The organism is Chryseobacterium sp. HNCC26DJ239, from assembly GCF_057180445.1.
Window position 1 is genome coordinate 180,120 of record NZ_JBXUGJ010000005.1, and the last position, 19,909, is coordinate 200,028.

Consider the following 19,909-nt stretch of genomic DNA (forward strand, 5'->3'; position numbering starts at 1 on the left):
AAAATAACAATATCGCAGATATTTTGTATATTCGTATAGTAAAAGATACTTGCAATGACTAATAGAGAGAGAAAACAAATCAGAAAAAGAGTGATTTCTGCTTCTGGCCACAGAAGTTTGAGAAGATCAGCAAGAAGAGCATCTCTTAATGCGCAAAGAGCATCAAGAGTTTTAGATATTCCATATACTATTTTGAAAAGTGGCGTTATTTATACCGTTCATAAAGATAAATGGGTAGAAGCAGGAAAAGTTGATAAAATTACCTCTGAAAAAACAGGGCTAAGAAAAGGAAGCAAGCTATGTCTGTAAAAAAGAAACTTCGCCTTTTCTGTGGTCCCAATGGTTCTGGAAAGTCGAGTTTGTATGAAGAATTTAAAAAGCATAATTATAATTCTGGAGTTTATATTAATTCCGATGAAATTGAAAAAGAAATTCTTAAAACAGGGTTTCTCGACCTGGATTCTTTCAATTTAAAAGTAAGTCAGCAGGATTTTGATCATTTTCTAAAAGAAGAAGATTCTGTGACACTTCTTAAGAAATCAGAAGAATCAAATCATTCTATTGACATTTCTTTAAAAGAAAATATCATCGTTGACAAATCCAAAGATACTCATAGCTATGAAGCATCGTTAATATCTTCCTTCATCAGAAAAAAACTGTTAGAGAAGGAAGAAACTTTTTCTTTCGAAAGTGTTATGAGCCATCCATCCAAGCTCAATGAACTTAAATTGGCTAGGGAAAAAGGGTATAGGATATATCTTTATTTTGTATGTATTGACAATCCGGATATTAATGTTTCCCGCGTTGAAAACAGGGTTGCAAAAGGTGGCCACAAAGTCGATAAAGCAAAAGTGAAATCAAGATACACACCTACTTTAGATAATGCTTATGATGCCATTCAGTTGTCAGACCGGGCTTATCTTTTTGATAATTCCAACAATATGAAGATGATTGCAGAAGTGGATAATAAAGTTATGACATTATATGTAGATGAAGAGGATATGCCTAATTGGTTCGTGGAATATATTATCAATAAAATAAAGTCGTAGATATTACAACTATACGACAAACTCCCAATAATTGGGAGTTTTATGATTGCGTAAAATTTCATTAAAAAATATTTTCAAGTTGTTTATCAACTTCATTATCCGAGAAATCTTCAAGGTAATTTTCTGTAGTCGTAATACTTTGATGTCCAAGAGATTGTTTTATTGTATGGATATTAACTCCGTTTCTTAAAGCAGCTGTTGCAAAAGTATGTCTGGCGGTATAGAAAGTAATGTTTTTTTCTATCTCGCATAATTGAAGAAGTTTTTTCAACTGTTTATTGAAATACCTTCTTACCGAATCTTTCCTGTTATTCAATTCATCATCTGTATATTCTGATTTATCTTTTTTCAAAATAGGAAAGATATAATCTGTATCATAGATTCTGTACATTTTATAAAAATTCAATAGTTCGTCAACAAATCTATTATCAGGTAATTTTACCTTTATATTAATCTTCGTTTTGTTTCGGGTGTATGTAAATTTATTATCTTCAAGTTCAGACCACTTCAATTCGGCTAAATCAGTGAAATTCATTCCACGGGCATAATAGCTGAATAAGTAAATATATCTCGCATTTTTTGCAGATGGAAGAGTAGATATATCAAAACTTATAATTTTATCAAGTTCAGCTTTTGAAAGTGCTTTCTTAATTTTTTTTCTTTTGAATTTTGAAATTTTATAGTCTGAAAATGGATAAAATTTATTAGAAACAATTTTACCGCTAATCGCTTTATTGTAAATCATTCTAATATTTCTCATATAATTGGCAATACCACCATCATTAGCACCATTTTTTCTTAGAAAGCCTTCATACTCGATCAGAAATTGACAATCAATATCCTCAAATCTATATTTACCAATATTTTTCTGGAATTTTCTTAAAGAAACTAAAACGCCTTCGATAGAGTTTCTGTAACTGATTTGTCCATTGTCTTCCAGTTGTTTCATAATTTTTTGAGTAAACTCTTCGAAAAGCTTAGCTTCACTTTCATCATTCCGAAAGTAATTATCAAACTGAATTAACGTAACGATTCCGAAGTCTTTTCTAACCTTCTCTAAAATATCGGTCGCCTTATCCTTCAAACTTCTTAAAGATGAATTAAAAGCAAGATGATTTCGAAATTTAGAATTAAACTCACCGGTTTTGTCATCCCATTCATTTATTTTACATTTGTAAGGAGTGGAGTAAAACTTGGATTTTCTGTTAATTGTCACTCTCAAATAGATGGGGAATGATCCATCTTGTAAAGAATTTTTCTTGCAAATAGTTTTGATACTTGGTTTCATATAATGTATTTTAAGTATAATATTAGTACAACAGTTTGTTCTAATTACTCAAATCAGATGAAGCCAAATGTAAAGTTTGAAAAACGTAAAATGAAGATAATCAGTGTATTTGAAGCTAAATACAGCTATATGAAAATCCCACTTTTGCATCTCATAATCAGGTGGTCCTTGGTTCGAGCCCAAGTGGGACCACTAGCTGCAAAACCCCTCCCACAAAGGTTTTGCAGCTTTTTTTTAAGCTTCAAGATAACGGTAGTAAACATGTAAAGTAACTTTAAAAGTAACTTTAAGATTTACAACCTATGAAAAAAAGAATCTCTGCGAGAATAGAAGTTCGCAACGGATGTTCACGAACAAGTGTATTTATTTCTCCTAAAAATTACAAGTCTTTAAAAAGTAAAAAAGATCTTGAAAAAGATTGGTTTGTTGAATGTAAATTCTACGATCCTGAATTTCAAGAAAAATACCCTAATGGTTTTCAATTTCGAAGAAGACCTGAAAAGCAATCTACTTTATCTGAACAAAAAGAAATCATGAAACATTATGTTCAGATAATGGAAAGAGAGTTGGATGTCAATAATTTTAATCCAATCTCGAAAACCTACATGGCAGATAATTCAAAAGTACTTAGTCCTACTACTGATTTTAAATCCGCAGTTGAAATAGCTCGTTTAAAACTAATCGGTTCCGATAAGCATTTAAATGAGGTTAGAATTGCTATTTCAAGATTTTTGAAAAGTGTTGATGCTTTAAATTATTCATATATTAATGTTGAAGAAGTAAAAATTTGGCACATTAAGAATTGCTTAGATCATTGTGGTTTAAGTGATAGCTATTACAATAAATTCAGACAATATTTAAAAGATGTTTTTAAAGAACTTGTAGAGCGTGGCTGTATCGATCATAACCCAGTACGGGATATTTCCAAAAGGAAAACCGTTTCTAAGATTCGAGAGCTTATTTCTGATGAAAAACTAAAATATATTGACAAGTTTTTGATGCGAGAACACTATAATTTTTATAGATACAAGGAGATTTTTTATCGTTCTGCATCAAGAAGTAGTGAACTTTTTCGACTTCAAAAAAAACATGTTTTTTTGGATAAACAAGAATATATTATTCAAATTCAAAAGGGAAAAGTCTATAAATGGGTTGTTAAACCTATCAATATCGATGCTTTAAAGTATTGGAAGGAAATTTTAGATTTGTGTAAAAGCGATGAAGATTTTCTTTTTTCAAAAAATTTAGAACCTGGAAAAACTCCAATTTCTTCTAGGCAGATTACCATTCGGTGGAATACGCATGTCAAAAATGGAACGAATATTAGAGATTGCAAAAATCAAATAATAACTGTAACTGAAGATTTCTATGCTTTCAAATACATGTATCTAGATAAATTGGATGCTTTACAACAGAATTCTAAAAACATTTCTTTTGATTTTAATCTTGCTCAGACAGCCGCAGCTCATACCAGTGTAAGTACAACAAATATTTACACAATTGGGCACAAGAAAAGAGAAAATGAGATTTTAAAAAATATAAAGATCTAATATTTTTTTTCACGAAATATTTCTCTACCAATTCAAATTTAGAAGAGTTGTTTTCTTGTAACCTAATCAAAATTGCCCTAGGTTCAATATTTTATTTTCATAATCAACCTAATCAAAATGTAGATAGGTTGCTATTATTGACCTAATCAAATTAATACGAGGTAGTTTCTCAAACCTAATCAAAATTAGGCTAGCTTCAATACTGTATTTTCAAAGTCAACCTAATCAAAATGTAGATGGGTTGCTATTATTGACCTAATCAAATTAATACGAGGTAGTTTTTCAAACCTAATCAAAATTAGACTAGGTTCAATATTGTATTTTCAAATTCAACCTAATTAAAATATTGATAGGTTGATGCTTTTGACCTAATCAAAATAACATGAGCTTATTTTCTTTTTTATTTTCTGCATCATTATTCATCAGTTTTTAGTTTGAAAAATTCATTTTACAAAATAATAGTATTGAAAATCAAATTGTTGATATTTTATTCTATTGGATTCTATTTATAATATTAGAAGGTTTAAAAATAATACTCTATTCCAGCAATTGTTGTCTGAGTTTATTGATATTAAAGGAGAAGAAGATAATACAGAACTCATTCGTCCAAATAAAATCAACAAAGAATATAAAATTGAACAAAATGATTTATCCAAAGAACAATACGAATTATTAAACCAGAATTTTATTGAAAGTGAAAAAGGCAGTATTCTCACTCATATTTTAAATGCCAGATTGATTGCTATTTCTCCTTATTTATCGCCTTTCTACGATGGTGAAGAACCTTCTTTAAAGGAATTTATTGAAAACTCACCGAAGTTGAAAGAAACGATGGGGTTAATTCGTCAAAATAAAGAAGATTTACCCAATTCTGGACAAATTATTTATTCTGAATTGGCGGTAGCAGAGTTTCCAAAATTGAAAGAATATTTAATTGAAGAAGTAGGTTTTAAACCTGAAGAAATTGGAGTTATTACAGGAGCGACCAGTAAACTGCAAAGAGTTTCTATTCAGGATGATTTTAATGCAGGAAAAGTAAAAGTAGTAATTGGGAGTGAAGCCATTCAGGAAGGAATGAATCTTCAGTTAAAAACAACCGATACCTATTTGCTTTCACTCCCTTATAATTTCACCTCATTACGGCAGGTTGAAGGACGTTCCTGGAGGCAGGGAAATGAAAACTCAAATGTGAGAATGAATTTCATGTTGACCAATGACAGTATTGATGTGTTTATGCTTCAAAAACTTCAATCGAAACAAGCAAGATATTTAGAAGCGATGAAAAAAGGAGCTGATGTGTTGGATATTTCAGACATCAGTACTCAAGAGTTGAAAACCTCCATCATTACCAATCCTGAAACACGAGCCAATATTGAAATCGAACTTTTATCTAAAAAATTAGAAAATGAGAAATCTAAATATTTATCTGATTCCGCCTTTGTCCTTAGAAAATATGAAGATTTTAATAAAGTAAAAGAACTGGTTACCAAAGCGGAAGCAGCTTACAAAAGAATTGAAGGCTATTCTAAAGAAGAAAATGGAAGCTCTGAATATTGGCAAAGTCAGTTACCTCACTATCAACATACGATTGATTTGCATAAAAAACAAGTTGCAGAAGTGATAGAAATCTTAGCTTCAAAAGGTGTGAATGTTGCAGAAATTGAAAACCAAGTACAAACCACAGAACAAAAACTTTTAGAACTCGACGAAAAATTGGAAAATCTACCAGATTTACGATTAGAACTGGTTTCCTTGTATCAACTCGAAAAAGAAGAAAGGTTACGGAAAAACGAGCATTTGGATTTTGTTAAGGAACGAGAAGAGGAAAATAAGGAGCTTTTTAATATGAAAAATGATAAAGAAATTGTTGTTTTACCACTAGAGAAAGTTGTTAGAGGGAGGTAGTTTTTATTGAAATATTATTCTAATTTTATTTTTTAGATTATTTTTGAATAAAAACTTATGAATCGCCAATTTTTACGGATGTCTCTTTTATTAAGGGTTCTTTTGGAGCACAATGGTAAACTGAAAATTGAAGAAATCAAGGAAAAAGTACTCAAAAAATTTGAAGCTTATTCTGAAGTACCTTCATTAATGATAGATAAATATCCTACCAGAACCTTTAGTAATGATATTAAAGCTTTAAAGGATGCCTGGAAAATAGAGATTAATGTAGATAATTACAATCGTTATTCCGTAAACGCATCTTTTGAGGAGGATGGTATTTTCCAGAATGACCTGATCAATTCAGCTATTTTTCTGTCTTCTCTAAATTCAGATATGATGCTTCCAAGCTATGTAATTCCGGAAACGAGAAAAAATACAGGGCTTAAGCATTTTCACATGATTTCTGAAGCTATTCAAACTGAAAGAAGTCTTAAAATATCTTATTTTGACTACATTACAGAACAGGTAAAAATAAAAGAAATCTTCCCATATAAAATTAAACAAAAAGACTTTAAATGGTATGTTTTGGCAACCGATGCGTCTGACGTTCCTTTTAAAAGCTATGCTTTAGAGAGAATTAAAAAGATTGAAGTTTTGGATAAACACAAACCGAAAGAAGAAAAGGAAATAAATTTTGATGAGCCTTACAAAGATGCCATAGGAATGTTTACCGATGGTGTTTCTGAAGAAATTATTTTAGAATACGACCTTCGTGATGGGCATTATTTGGAAGCAAACCCAATTCATCATTCTCAAAAAGTTATCTCTAAAACGGCAGACAGAATTCAGTTTCAGTTTTTTGTAAAACCAAATAATGATTTTCTGATGGAATTGCTGAAAAGAAGCTGGTCTTTGAAAGTGGTGCAGCCAGAGAGTTTGAAAGAGAAAATGATGGTGTTTTGGAGGGATGCGATGGAGAGGAATAATAATTGGTAAGTTAAATGAACAAAAATTCCTTACTTTTGGCAGTAAGGAATTTTTGGAATAGCTGGCACTTATTTTTTAACCCCTAACTGTCAGATGAAGTTGTGGCTATTACAAATGATATGATCTGCCAATTTTTCTAATTTATTATTTATTTAATAATTCATAAATCCAATTAATAAAAATATTGCGATTATCTCTCTTGTTCTTTTCAGATTTCTTATACCAGTCATTTGTGACAAAATATTTTTGATTGTTTATTTCAATAGATTCTTCATAATATCTTCTTGAACCATTTTCAAAAATCTTATTCTTATCAAGAATCAAAATAGGCCTATAATGTCCAAATAACTCCAAGCATCTTGCTCGATCAGTTAAATTTGCTAAATTCTCTTCGAATAATAAGTTTTTCTTCATAAAATTTAAGGCTTGAAAAATAAATTCATTATTTTTAAGGGTTGATATTTTTTCTAAATCTGCATTTAGAAATAAAATATTATTCTTTTCAGTATTATTATCTAAAAAAGTTACCCATTTTTCTTTAATAGCTTTATCTGCTATGTTTATATATTTCTTATTCGGTGGTTTTATTTGGATTTTGTGCTGCATTTTTGATATCGAATCTTTGTAAATTTGAAAACAAAGAGCTTTCATTATTTCTTGAACTTCTTCATTTAATTTATCCTGTCTTTTGGGTTTATCCATTAAATAATTCAAATAATTAGGAATAATTGTAATATTCCATAATGAGCTGAAAAAATAAGGATTATGAGTAGTATTTTCCCAAATATGAGAAATTGTATAATTGATAAAATTACAATTAGTAGTACTTATTAAATGACCAGTTTCTATCTCAATTGCATTTACTAACGCTTGATTTCCTGTAGGGTCCAAAAAAACGGATACATTTTCATTATTTATATCTTTAAATTTAAAATTATCTGATAAAACTAATTCGTTTATCTGTTTTTTAGTTTTATTTTTCAAATATTTGTTCTCTGAAATAAATTTCCCTTTCATGTTTGCAGTATACCTAATAGGAAGTTTATTTTTTTTATTAATTTCATCTAAGATAAAATTTGTCCTATTTTCTACAGATTTTTTGCTTACAAAATAGCATGACTTAATAAAATGTTCGATAAAATTACTTTCATTATGATTAAAAAGCGCTAAAAGTTTAGTTGTCCCATTAAATTTCATATTTACTTTTTTATTCACCCAAATCTACAAACTCTTTTCCAAATCCATCACATTTCCGTGAATCGTTCTCACATAATATTCTCCTTTAAATAAGCAATCAAAAGGTGTAGCGACAATCTCAATTTCTAAAAACTTGCAGTCGATATAGTTTCTTTTAAAAATAATGAGATACTCTTCCAACTTGGGAAATTCAGTGATGGCTCTCTCCCAAATTTCTTTACAAAGGAAATTCATTTTCGAATCTGAATGATAGGTTTTAAAATTTTCGTCCTGACCAAAAATTATTTTTCCACCACCGGAGTTGGCAAATGCGGAAATGCTTTCAAACAGATTTTCTATCGTTCGGTCAATACTGTAAGGAATAAAATCTATTTCTTTAAAAGATTGAGATTTCAGTTTTTCAATCTCATTTTTTTCCAGTTCAAATTTTTGATAGTCTATTATAAACTGATCTTCTTCGAAAGTATTTTGGTTAAGAATCTTATAATAAGTCTTTTCAACCAATCTTCCAGCTTTTATTTTTTGTCTGAAATCGTCATTCAGCGTATGAAAAGCTGCAATTAAATACATTGTATCTTTTTTGTCTGAGACACCAGATTGATTAAAATCTTCATTAATTCTCATAAAAATTTGAATTCCAGAATCAAAAGCGTCTCTCTTCTTCACATAAACTCCAGACGGATTTTGATAACGTTTTTTGTTCAGAATTACTTCATTTTTGTGCATGAATTCTTTTGCGGCTTCTACATATTCAAACGCAGTTTTTCGGGCTTTAGAGAAATTATCATTCGTGAAATATTGATGATGTAAAGTTTGTAATCCAGCAGAATTTGTCTTGTATTTGCAGGTTACAACATAAGTAATTATGGGCATTTTTGTATTCATGATTTTAATTTAAAGTTTTTGGAGTAAATCTCTGATAAATTCGTCTTTGCAGTTTTCATTGCATACAATTTCTTCGAAAGTGGTTTGTTCATCGGTTTTTTTCATGCCTGAAGAGCCCCGAAAGTACAGATTGCCTGTTTTTGAGTAAATTAATTTTAGTTCAATATTAAAATCAAAGAAATATACCGTGTAGAGATTATTTTGAATCATCACTTTTGGTGTGTATTCATACTTTAGTTTACCGTAAACAGACTGAAGATGAAGCATCGCTTTTCTTGCTGAAGCAGTGTATTTTTCTTCAATAAAAAGACTTACCATACACCTTCGGTTGTATATTGAAAGGAGTTTTCTTTCAAATTCGAAAAACAAATCGTTTGCAATAATTTCCTTTTCTCTTAAATTGTTTTCTGTGAGAAAAATTTTTCTGAATTGATGATGTTTTTCCTTTGTATTAAACTGAAAACTTGAATAGAGTCTTGCAAAAGTTGAACGTTCAAAATTGGTATTCAATCTGCTTAAAATAGTCTCCTCTACAAATCGATTGACAGGAACATCAGAATTTTGTAATTCATAAACTGCGATAAAATTGTCTTTTTCATCAGTGATTTCCAGTTTTACTATGCCCAAAAGAAGAAAAGTCTGTTTTAAACTCATTTTTCTTTCGGTTCGCAATTCATTGGCTTTTCTGAATTCTCTTTCCGTGTAATTATATTTGATTTTGCATTCAGAAAGCTTGGCAAAATCAAGAATTTTATTATCATACTGACTTTTCTTTAAATCTTTAATTTCAATCAGTTCAGATGATTCTTCATTTTTGAAGTCTGAAACTGTGATTATTTTTTCAGAAACTAAGATTGAAATAATTTCAGATAAATATTCTAAAGCAAAATTTCTTGCTTTAAAAAAATCATAATCTTCAAACTCTTGGGTTGTAAAGTTTATTCTAGCTTCAATAAACTCAGGTATAAAAACCCGATACGCAAACTTTTTCATTTTGTTCTGTTTTTAAATTTGTAATGCAAAGAAAAGCGTAGGTAACGCCGAAAATAAGCAGAGCTAAAAAAGTATTTTATTTTTTTAATAAATTAGATCAAAAATTAGACGAAGATAATGCGACTCTGGACAATACAAAGCCTTGATTGGTATCATCATTTTCTTGAGAATGGGATTATTCATGGAAATAGAAAGTATATTGATGAAGATTGGGAATTTTGCTTACCAAGCTATGAATGGATGATGTCTAAAATGGATGAAAAGATTGGAGTTCGCCCCTTTCCTGAGTGTTTTCCTGTTTGGGGATGGTATCAGTACGATAATGCTTACAAAAAGAAGCCTGATCTAAGAAATGCTGGATTTTTGCCCAAAGGAACGAAAGGAGTTCGGCTAGAAATAAACAAAAATGAAAATAATGTTTTACTTTCAGATTTCATTCTTTGGAATATTCCTTTTGGTTATCAGAGTTATATTGGAGCAAATGAAGAAGATAGTGAGTCCTTTGAAAAAATGCTGGAAGAAAAAAGTCTTGATAGAAAGCGTTTTGAAGATTTGCCAACAATGATTCAGTCAGAAATTATAAAAAGTTGGGATAAAGTACTCGATTTAGATTTTGATGATTCTTACTACACTATACTTAAAGCCAATAAATCTATTCAAGCAACTTTTTGGTCTTTATCTTTTGATGAAGTTGTTAAAGTGGATGAGTTTGTGGCTCGGTGAGATTATAAATTCATAAAATATTTTGTACGTCTCTCTAAATAATTTTCCTATTTCTCAAAATAATCGCCAATTGAAACAAAGTTTTAGCTTTAAATTGCTTCCTAAGAAGGTTTAATCTTTTTTCAATCGTACTTTTGCTTACACTTATACCATGTTCTTTAAACAAAGAAATGGGGATGTCTTTGACTTGTAGTCCTTCAGATAAATAATTTACAATTAACAGATCACGTTCGTTCATAGTAGAATTTATTCAATTTTTCAAAAGTATTAAACAAATATCCTGAATTTTTACGGAAACCCATAAAGAATATTTACCATAAGTTTTTATCTTTGATAAAACTTTAAACCGTGAAAAAAGATTGCTTCCGACTGCTGTTTTTTTCAGCTCATTTCCCTTTTCTCAATATTTTCAAAGCTCAATTATTCTACAAAATAAAATGATTTCTTTTTTAACCCAGCCACCTTTCGTCCAAGTCCACCAATATCTTTGTCACCGAAAATAAGGAAAGCTTGCACCTTTCAACGGTAGGCAAAACAAAAAATTAATACACAATGTCAAAATTTTATTGCAAATGGTGTGGGAGCAAATACTCCAGCATCTCAAGTTTAACATCTGGTTTCTGTTCAAAAAATCCTGAAGGGAAGAAGCATGCACTTTACGAGGGTTCTGAAAAATCTCAGTATGTATGCAAATGTTGCGGAAGCAAATATTCAAGCTTAACAAGTTTATGTTCTGGGTTTTGTTCTAAAAGTCCAACCAAGAAACATCAACCAGCATTATAGATGAGGAATTTTACAGCTATCGACTTTGAAACCGCTCAAGGGTATCGTCACAGCATTTGTCAGGTTGGGTTGGTAAGAGTAGAAAACGGGTTGGTCACGAAAGAGATCAACCTTTTGGTGCAGCCACCAGAAAATTATTATTGGCCGAAGTTCACAGAAATTCATGGGATAACACCGATGATGACCAGAAACTCTCCCACTTTTGACAGATTATGGCACCAAATAGAACCTTACATTAAAGGGCAGACCGTTGTAGCGCACAACGGTTTGTCGTTTGATTTTCCGGTACTACAAAAGACTTTGGAATATTATGGCATGACCGCTCCGGCTTACCAAAAAGAATGCACCTACAGAATTTTTAAACAAAATCTGGCAGCACTCTGCAATGAATATCAAATTTCCTTAAACCACCACGATGCACTGAGCGATGCGAAAGCTTGTTCGGAGTTGTTTTTAATACATTTAAAAAACAAAAATAATAACCTGTGAGTAATAATATTTCTATCAAAAGCATACAAGAACTTTTAGAGTATCATTTTTTTATTCCTTCATATCAAAGAGGATACCGATGGACAGAACGTCAGACAACTGATCTCTTATATGATATCAGTGATTTTATCGATAAAAAAGACAAAAGCAATCAGAATTGGTACTGCCTTCAGCCTGTTGTGGTAAAAAAGAATTTCAAAAATGACGACAAGAATCTATTGGAGGACTTAAAAAAGATTCTTGAATATAAAACTGAAGAAGAGGCCTATTCTGAAACTAAAAAAATCCTTGATGACTATAATAATCACAAACAATGGGAGGTTATTGATGGGCAGCAAAGGCTTACAACTTTATTCCTAATTTTAATGTATCTTAATACTAAAGGAGATAAGCAATACTCAATAGATTATGAGACACGTAAAGACAGCGAAGTTTTTCTTCAGCAAATAAAAGATAAAAACTTTGAGGATGCAGAAACAAATATTGACTACTATCACATTTTTAATTCTTATTCAACAATCGAAAATTGGTTTAAAAATAATATTGATGCTAAAACTGATTTTAGAAAAGTATTACTCAACGACGTCAAAGTTATATGGTACGAAGCCTCTGGAGATTCCATCGATATTTTTACGAGAATTAATAGCGGTAAAATTCCTTTAACGAATGCTGAATTAATTAAAGCCCTTTTCCTGAACAGTTCTAATTTTAAAAATATCGAAGGACAGATTGATCTTGAAAAATTAAGATTAAAGCAACTCGAAATTGCTTCAGAGTGGGATAGGATTGAGTATGCTCTTCAGAATGATTCATTTTGGCTTTTTGTAAATCAAACTGAGAACCCATTGGCAACAAGAATTGAATTTATTTTTGATTTAATTTTTAAAATTGAGAAAGAGAAATCTCAAGCAAAAGATTTTGAGAACTTCGGAAACGACAACTATTCAACTTTCAGATTTTTTGCAGAGAAATTTAGGGTATCAGATAAAAAAGTGATTGAAGATAATTGGAAACAAGTGAAGATGTATTTCCAAACTTTGGAAGAATGGTTTACTGACCGGGAGTTATATCATAAGGTAGGTTACTTAATAACAATCGGTGTCTCAATAAAAACACTTTTAAGTATTAAGGAAAATGTAGGCAAGTGCGAATTTCAGGAGCAACTTAATATTAAAATTTCTGAAAAAATATCAAAAGTAAATTTTGAAAAACTGGAATATAATGGAGGTTTAGTTCGTGAAGTTTTATTGCTTCATAATATTCAAACAATGCTCGATAATAAAAATGAATCGTCTCGTTTTCCTTTCGACAGATTTAAAAAAGAATTTTGGGATGTTGAGCATATCCATGCAATTGCGACTGAGGTTAAGGTTAAAAAAGAGAATCAAGTTGATTGGCTTAAAAACAACTTAATTAAAGGAAAAAATAAAAATCAAGATCAGATTTTAGAGAAATTCTCCGAATCAGTTGATGATGAAGTATTTCAAAAAATAATAGATTACGTTTTGGGTGAAGAAGATAATTCAATTTCCAATTTATGTCTACTTGACAGAGGAACAAATCGATCTTACAAAAATGATGGTTTTAAAGAAAAAAGAAGAAAATTAATCGAAAGAGAGATGGAAGGTACATTTATACCTATCTGTACTAAGAATGCTTTTATGAAATATTATTCTTCAAATGTTGCCGATTTAGAGCTTTGGAATGAAAATGATAAAATTGCTTATTCAAAGAAGATCAAAGATATTTTAGACCAATATCCACTACAATTAGAAAAAGAAGGAAATGATGAATAATTCAAAACAATTTACTTTAAATAAACTTCTAAATCAATATAAAGTTGAGATTCCAATTATTCAAAGAGATTATGCTCAGGGAAGAGAAGGGAAAGAAGAATTGAGAAACAGCTTTTTAAGCTCACTACACTCAGCCGTTACAAAAAATAAAGATTTGGAATTGGATTTTGTTTATGGAGATTTGAGAGATGGAATCTTTAAACCTTTGGATGGGCAGCAACGATTAACAACGTTGTTTCTGTTGCATTGGTATGCTGCAATAAGAAATTTATCATTAACTGACAAAATGAATACTCTTTCAAAGTTTACTTACGAAACAAGAACTAGTTCGAGAGAATTTTGTGAAAATTTAGTTAGTAAAGGAATTATTTATGATGAAGCCAAATTAGTGTCAAAATTAATTGTTGATAGCTCTTGGTTTTTTCTTTCTTGGAAAAATGATCCTACAATTCAATCCATTCTTACAATGCTGGATGCTATTCACGAAACGTTCAAACATGATTATGAAGATTTATGGAATAAGCTAGATAAAATTTCTTTTCATTTTATAGAACTTCAAGATTTTGGACTTTCTGATGATTTATACATTAAGATGAACGCAAGAGGAAAACCTCTAACCGATTTTGAAAATTTTAAAGCAAAGTTTGAGCAATACATAAGATCTGAAGTTTTTAAAAAAGACGAAAATGATAACGATATTTATGAAAATGGTGAAAGAATTTTACTAAAAGCTAATTGGGAACAAAATCTAAAACCTGAAGAAACATTTGCCCATAAAATTGATACAACATGGGCTGATTTATTTTGGAACTATAAAAATTTAGTTGGTGAAAATAATGTTTACGATGAAGAAATAAAAAATATAATTCGAGTACTTTTCACTCAACAATACGCTGTCCAAAACTCTCAAGATGAAAATTTAGATTATTTAATAGGCACACAAACTGCTAAACGAAGAAAAGATTATTCCGAAAATATTTCATTTAATAAGTATCAAGAACTAAATGTAATTACTGAGAGTAATGTATCCAACCTAGTCAATATATTTGATGAATTGGTCAATGGTAATAAAAAAATAAAGGCTTATTTAAGTGAAGATTACAAATTTTACTTCGATGAACATAAAGTCTTTGAAAATGTATTAAAAAACAATTTTTCGAACAACCAAGAAAGAGTAATGTTTTTCGGCTATACTAGTTTTTTGATACAAAATAAGAATGAAAGAACAGGAATAGAACAATGGATGCGAGTATTGTTTAATTTAGTTAACAACACAATTATTGATGGTTCTGATGATATTTCTAAAGCTATAAAATCTATAAAAAAACTTTTACCCTATAGTGCTAAAATTATTCAGTTCTTAGTTGAAAATCCTCAAATTGATTTTTTCTCAAGTTGGCAAATATTGGAAGAGAAAATTAAAGCATCTCTTGTAACTAAAAATAGTAGGTGGAAAAATAAAATAGAAAGTACTGAAAAGTTCACTTGTTTTAATGGTCAAATAGGTTTTATTCTTGAGTTTACAAGTATCATTGATTATTTCCGAGAAAAAAACAACTTGGATTGGAATGATGAGGAAGATGATATTTATTATAAAGTTTTTGAAGATTATGCGGATAAATCCATTGCCGTATTTAATGATAAAAATGAATATGACGTTGATTATGTCTGGGAAAGAGCTGTTTTGACAAAAGGTAACTATTTGTTGCCCGCTTCATCTTCAAGACGTAATTTTTTAACATCAGATAGAAATATAAGAGATTTCAGTTGGAAAAGATTACTGAGAATTACTGATGAGAATAAAAAAAGACGGAATTATGTAAAAAATGTTCTTGATGATAATCTATTTAATATTTCTGAAATCGAGCAATCTTTAAAGAGTATATGTGAATATAGAACAAATACTTGGAGGGACTATATCATTTCCGATTCAAAATTAATTAGTATTTGCAATCAAGGATTTATAAGGTTTGAAAATGAGCATAATATTATTCTTTTGGCTGAATCTCAAATGAATCACTATCACACTGAAATGTACACAACATCCCTATTTCATAAATATTTTGAAGATAATACAGAAAAATTTACACCATTTAAAGTTGGTTATAGTTGGTCAAGAAGTTCTAATGAAGATGCTTTTATAAAATTAAGTGAATTTATTTTAGATGAAAAACAGTACGAAATCCACATCTATTATTGTAATAATGATGAGCTCAAGTATCCTTATGAAATAGCATTCAAGAGTTCTAAATCAGGTAATGTAATCGATCAATCTCTAGAAAAAATACTATTGAATCTTGAATTTAATTGGGAAGAAAAATACAATGGTTACTTTTTCACCAACGATAATGAAATAGAATTAATGCAAAAAATTTATAACTTAATTGGGAAACTGAAAGAAATTTAACCCCGCCACATCTTGTCCAACTCCCCATCTACCTTTGTCAAAAAAACAGCATGACGACAAAAAGGCAAATCCTTGAGAATATTGGGAAAGTGTATGAGAAAGCGAAAGATTGCAAACTGGAAGAAAGCTTCTTCAACAGCTTAGAATCTGAACTTACTTTTCTTTCCCAATATTTTAAATCCACTGAGATGCAATCATTTTTTATTGCGGTGGTTTTTACCACAAATTACAAAGGGGATACTGCGGATTTAAATAATTTAAGTGAATATTTCAATTGTAATCCGTTACGGATGCTGGAGTTTCAAGGAGATCTTGATATTCTTTGTAAGAAAGGTATTTTTCATAATCAGAAATCTACCCGAAGATTAAAATTATCTGCAGCCGGAATTCAATATACTGTTGAGGAAAAAGTTTCGGATGCTATTATACATGGCTTAGCGATCCCAGATTTGAAAAAAGAAAAAGCATCAAATATTACAGATTTGCTGGAGGAAATCTATCTTCTTGGTGGGCAAAGAGATGAAGAAAAGATAAGTACATTGGATTTGTTTCTTGAACTTCAGGAATTACTTCAGAAAAATAATCATCTGCCTCTAATCAACTCAATCAATAAAATGGAAGTTGACCTAGAAGATTCTTATCTCTTTTTTTACATGGTTTGGAAATCAATTACAGGCAATCAAACGACAGACATTGGTCGAGCATTGGAAGGTATTTATGATGCGAAATCTCAAAGATTTGATGTGATGCAAAAGTTACTTTCAGAAGAACATTTTTTAGTCAAAAACAATCTACTGGAAATTGTTCCGGCAGACTTCTTTAACGATACTGAAATGAAGCTTACCGATAATGCTCTTCAAATGCTCAATGAATGTGATTTAAAATTTTTTGGAAACAAAAAGAAGCTTAATAATGTGATTGAACCTTCAGAAATTGCAACCCTTGAACTGATTTTTGATGAAGAAGAAATGAGTCAGCTGAAAACATTGAGCAAACTTCTGCAGCAAGAAAAATTTGTCGAAACCCAACAAAAACTACAGGAGAAAAATCTTCCCAAGGGAATTACGGTCTTACTGCATGGCTTTCCCGGAACAGGTAAAACGGAAGTGGTGATGCAGCTGGCAAAATCTACAAACCGGAAAATTATGAAAGTAGACATAAGCCAGACCAAATCTAAATGGTTTGGAGACAGTGAGAAAATCATCAAGAAAATTTTTACAGACTATAAATCTTTTGCAAAAGATTGTGATCAGATACCTATTTTGCTTTTCAATGAAGCCGACGCAATTATTTCTAAAAGAAAAGAAGTAGATTCATCGAATGTAGCCCAAACGGAAAATGCGCTGCAGAATATTCTACTGGAAGAGCTTGAAAATTTTGAAGGTATTTTAATGGCGACCACCAATCTCGCAGAAAATCTGGATTCTGCTTTTGAAAGAAGATTTTTGTTTAAAGTTAATTTTCAAAAACCAAGTAGTGAAGTCAGGGCAAAAATCTGGAAGTCAAAGATTGCCACCTTGAGAAGTTGGCAGTATAATAATTTAGCAGAAAAGTTCTATTTCTCAGGCGGACAAATTAATAATATCATCAGAAAAATAAACATTGAGGAAATTATACACGGAAGTTCAGTTAACTTTGATAGGATAGAGCAGTTTTGTAGAGAAGAATCTTTCAGAACACTACCCTCAACCATCGGATTTATCAACATTAAATAATTACAAAATGCCAAAAATTACCAGCATGGGCATTAAACTCATTAGAATTTGTCCCAAAAATCCATTCATCATTGAAATTTCAGACAATGCAGGCATTTCATGGGCGGTAAGATTTTCCGGATCTAATCAAGTAGGGGAATTCCAAGATTTATTGAGGCGTGGTGAAACTATTTTTGCACTCACTTCCACGGGAACGTTCAGGTCTGTAGATTCCGGAGCCTACTGGATGAAAATTTCGTGATTTAAATCAATATTAAAAAACAAAAACTATGGCAAAACAGGAGCAAATGCTAAGGCTTCAATACATCAAGGAAATTTTACAAATCCGTGGAAAAAGAGGCGCAACATATAGAGAAATTGATGAATTTATTGAAAAAAAATTTATTGAAAAAGACAGAGATTTTAACTTTTCCGAACGCACCTTTAACCGTGACAGAGATGCTATGGAAAAGGTTTTAGCAATAAAAATTGTTTACGATTTTAGTCGCAAAGTCTATTTTATCGAAAATGAAGAACTTACCAATGCTGAAGAATCCGTTTTTGATAATCTTCTTTTGGTAGAGGCTTACCGGGAAGCCAAAGCTAATTCTGAAATCATGATTTTTGAACCCCGAAAATCGCGTGGTCTCGACCTTTTACACGGAATCATCCATGCCATTATGCATCAGAATGTCCTAAGCTTTACCTACACTAAATTTTGGACAGACGAAACATCGCACAGAGTTGTAGAACCTTATGCCTTAAAGGAATTTCAGCACAGATGGTACCTTTTGGCAAACGAATTTAAAGCCGAAAAGCTTTTCATCAAAACCTATGCTTTAGACCGCATCTCAGACATGGAAATTAAAAGCACAAAATTCAAAAAACAAAAATACGATGTAAAAGAAGCCTTCAGAAACAGTTTCGGAATTATTTCCGCCGAAAAAGAACCTCAGGAAATTATCCTTTCTTTTGACTGGGAACAGGGAAATTATATAAAATCTCTGCCGTTGCATCATTCACAAACCATCATAAAAGAAGAAAACGGAAGAACTTTTTTCCAATATTTTCTCTCGCCAACCTACGATTTTAAAAAAGAGATTTTGTCTTTTGGAAATAGGGTAGTGGTGATTGAACCGGAGGATTTTCGGGAGGAGCTTATTTGTGAAGTAAAGGAAATATTGAATTTATACAATTCTTGAATTACCTTTAAAATGACCTAAAAACAGTTGAAACACCGTCAATAAAGCTATTTACAAATCGAACAGGTGTTAATATTCACTTATTAACACCTGAGCTTTGCCCGATTACGCAAGCCTGACATTGCAAATATACAAAAAACACTCTACAAGATAGAGTGCTTCGAAATTGGAATCGGCATTGAAATATCGCTACCTATCTGAGCAATTTCTTTTTTTGTAAAATACCCTATACAAAGGTATTTTTAGCACAGTGAGCAGCCGTACTGGTCTCTCTGTAATGTAAAGATACGTATTTTATATTTCTTTTTTCCGAAAAGTTGTGAGCATAAATTAAATACGGTCTTTTATCATTGTCGTTTAAGAACTACACTACAATTTAAATACAAATTTTCATATTTTTTCGAGAATTTTAAAATTCAGCTTTTCTTATCAACGTTCAGTCAAAATTTTTAATCTCATCTCCTCCGGCTTACTGATTGATATTCTCTGAGTGATTTCACCTGTTGAAATAAGTAGGTTTCCATAATTTAGAATTTTACCGAAGACTGATTTTTGAAGTTCGATTCCTTCAATTTTTTCCAAAGAAATATCTAAAATTGTTTTGCTAACAATTCCGGAAGAAATACAAAGATGTCGGTCAGTTAGGTAAATTTTGGTTGAAAATAATTTAATCATTGCGTAAGCTCCCTTACAAAATAAAGCAACCAGTAATAATCCAACGATTTGAGTGAAACCTCGAAAAAATAAGAGTGGAAGAAAGCCTATGACACCAATTAGTGTAAAGAGAAGCGGAATGATATAAAGATTCCAGTGTATTTTTGCTTGGTAAAGAATATTCTGAGAATTCATAGTGGGTGCAATTTAGAAATAAAATTTCGTCTAGGAAATTTTTAGAGAAGATAAGAATTCAATTGATCAGATGTAAGTTTTGGTCTTTATATTTTTTTTCTGCATTCAAATTTTATCCACATTTCCCTTT

At 30.7% G+C, this 19,909-nt stretch carries 17 protein-coding genes; 12 read left to right on the forward strand and 5 right to left on the reverse strand.

Annotated elements, in window-relative coordinates:
- Window positions 1–54 precede the first annotated feature (54 nt).
- Together AC2A1D_RS12465 and AC2A1D_RS12470 are read left to right on the forward strand one after the other, a co-directional pair.
- Entirely contained in the window at window positions 55–309 is a 255-nt protein-coding gene (locus AC2A1D_RS12465) for a hypothetical protein (RefSeq protein WP_123280551.1), read from the forward strand.
- The gene (locus AC2A1D_RS12470; protein ID WP_123280550.1) at window positions 300–1,049 is read left to right on the forward strand and encodes an ATPase; all 750 of its coding nucleotides are present in this window, start codon (window positions 300–302) and stop codon (window positions 1,047–1,049) included. The genes AC2A1D_RS12465 and AC2A1D_RS12470 overlap by 10 nt, the downstream gene beginning before the upstream one ends.
- A gap of 61 nt (window positions 1,050–1,110) precedes the next feature.
- On the opposite strand, the gene AC2A1D_RS12475 is transcribed toward AC2A1D_RS12470, so the two are convergent.
- A complete protein-coding gene (locus tag AC2A1D_RS12475) occupies window positions 1,111–2,337 on the reverse strand; it encodes a site-specific integrase (protein ID WP_124986295.1) in 1,227 nt (408 codons plus the stop codon).
- A 302-nt stretch (window positions 2,338–2,639) separates the two neighbouring features.
- Between AC2A1D_RS12475 and AC2A1D_RS12480 the strand changes: the two genes are divergently transcribed.
- The 3 genes from AC2A1D_RS12480 to AC2A1D_RS12490 all read left to right on the forward strand — a co-directional run bounded on the left by AC2A1D_RS12480 (window position 2,640) and on the right by AC2A1D_RS12490 (window position 6,770).
- Window positions 2,640–3,887: a tyrosine-type recombinase/integrase gene (locus AC2A1D_RS12480; protein ID WP_484043941.1), complete on the forward strand. Its 1,248-nt coding sequence runs from the start codon at window positions 2,640–2,642 to the stop codon at window positions 3,885–3,887.
- Window positions 3,888–4,382: 495 nt separating this feature from the next.
- Entirely contained in the window at window positions 4,383–5,792 is a 1,410-nt protein-coding gene (locus tag AC2A1D_RS12485) for a helicase-related protein (protein ID WP_484043942.1), read from the forward strand.
- A 78-nt stretch (window positions 5,793–5,870) separates the two neighbouring features.
- A complete protein-coding gene (locus tag AC2A1D_RS12490) occupies window positions 5,871–6,770 on the forward strand; it encodes a helix-turn-helix transcriptional regulator (protein ID WP_484043943.1) in 900 nt (299 codons plus the stop codon).
- A gap of 135 nt (window positions 6,771–6,905) precedes the next feature.
- Here AC2A1D_RS12490 and AC2A1D_RS12495 read toward each other — a convergent pair whose 3' ends face one another.
- Genes AC2A1D_RS12495 through AC2A1D_RS12505 form a run of 3 tightly spaced genes read right to left on the reverse strand, consistent with a single transcriptional unit; the run spans window position 6,906 to window position 9,836 of the window.
- Window positions 6,906–7,958 (reverse strand): hypothetical protein, encoded by a 1,053-nt coding sequence (locus AC2A1D_RS12495; RefSeq protein WP_484043944.1) that lies wholly within the window; start codon window positions 7,956–7,958, stop codon window positions 6,906–6,908.
- Between the two features lie 24 nt (window positions 7,959–7,982).
- The gene (locus AC2A1D_RS12500; RefSeq protein ID WP_484043945.1) at window positions 7,983–8,843 is read right to left on the reverse strand and encodes an ATP-binding protein; all 861 of its coding nucleotides are present in this window, start codon (window positions 8,841–8,843) and stop codon (window positions 7,983–7,985) included.
- A 9-nt stretch (window positions 8,844–8,852) separates the two neighbouring features.
- A complete protein-coding gene (locus AC2A1D_RS12505; protein ID WP_484043946.1) occupies window positions 8,853–9,836 on the reverse strand; it encodes a hypothetical protein in 984 nt (327 codons plus the stop codon).
- A 117-nt stretch (window positions 9,837–9,953) separates the two neighbouring features.
- Between AC2A1D_RS12505 and AC2A1D_RS12510 the strand changes: the two genes are divergently transcribed.
- The 7 genes from AC2A1D_RS12510 (at window position 9,954) to AC2A1D_RS12540 (ending at window position 18,930) form a co-directional block, all read left to right on the forward strand.
- Window positions 9,954–10,559 (forward strand): DUF3841 domain-containing protein, encoded by a 606-nt coding sequence (locus tag AC2A1D_RS12510; RefSeq protein WP_484043947.1) that lies wholly within the window; start codon window positions 9,954–9,956, stop codon window positions 10,557–10,559.
- A gap of 783 nt (window positions 10,560–11,342) precedes the next feature.
- A complete protein-coding gene (locus tag AC2A1D_RS12515; protein ID WP_484043948.1) occupies window positions 11,343–11,831 on the forward strand; it encodes a 3'-5' exonuclease in 489 nt (162 codons plus the stop codon).
- Window positions 11,828–13,627: a DUF262 domain-containing protein gene (locus AC2A1D_RS12520; protein ID WP_484043949.1), complete on the forward strand. Its 1,800-nt coding sequence runs from the start codon at window positions 11,828–11,830 to the stop codon at window positions 13,625–13,627. The genes AC2A1D_RS12515 and AC2A1D_RS12520 overlap by 4 nt, the downstream gene beginning before the upstream one ends.
- Window positions 13,617–16,034 carry a DUF262 domain-containing protein gene (locus AC2A1D_RS12525; RefSeq protein WP_484043950.1) on the forward strand — a complete coding sequence of 806 codons (2,418 nt, stop codon included), beginning with the start codon at window positions 13,617–13,619 and terminating at the stop codon, window positions 16,032–16,034. The genes AC2A1D_RS12520 and AC2A1D_RS12525 overlap by 11 nt, the downstream gene beginning before the upstream one ends.
- Window positions 16,035–16,084: 50 nt before the next feature.
- Window positions 16,085–17,749, forward strand: a complete 1,665-nt coding sequence (locus AC2A1D_RS12530) for an ATP-binding protein (RefSeq protein WP_484043951.1) — start codon at window positions 16,085–16,087, stop codon at window positions 17,747–17,749.
- A gap of 7 nt (window positions 17,750–17,756) precedes the next feature.
- Window positions 17,757–17,990, forward strand: coding sequence for a beta propeller repeat protein (locus AC2A1D_RS12535; RefSeq protein ID WP_484043952.1), 234 nt, complete (start codon window positions 17,757–17,759; stop codon window positions 17,988–17,990).
- A gap of 28 nt (window positions 17,991–18,018) precedes the next feature.
- A complete protein-coding gene (locus AC2A1D_RS12540; RefSeq protein WP_484043953.1) occupies window positions 18,019–18,930 on the forward strand; it encodes a helix-turn-helix transcriptional regulator in 912 nt (303 codons plus the stop codon).
- A gap of 429 nt (window positions 18,931–19,359) precedes the next feature.
- Here AC2A1D_RS12540 and AC2A1D_RS12545 read toward each other — a convergent pair whose 3' ends face one another.
- On the reverse strand, window positions 19,360–19,779 hold the full coding sequence (locus AC2A1D_RS12545; RefSeq protein WP_484043954.1) for a PH domain-containing protein: 420 nt from the start codon (window positions 19,777–19,779) through the stop codon (window positions 19,360–19,362).
- Window positions 19,780–19,909: the final 130 nt, after the last annotated feature.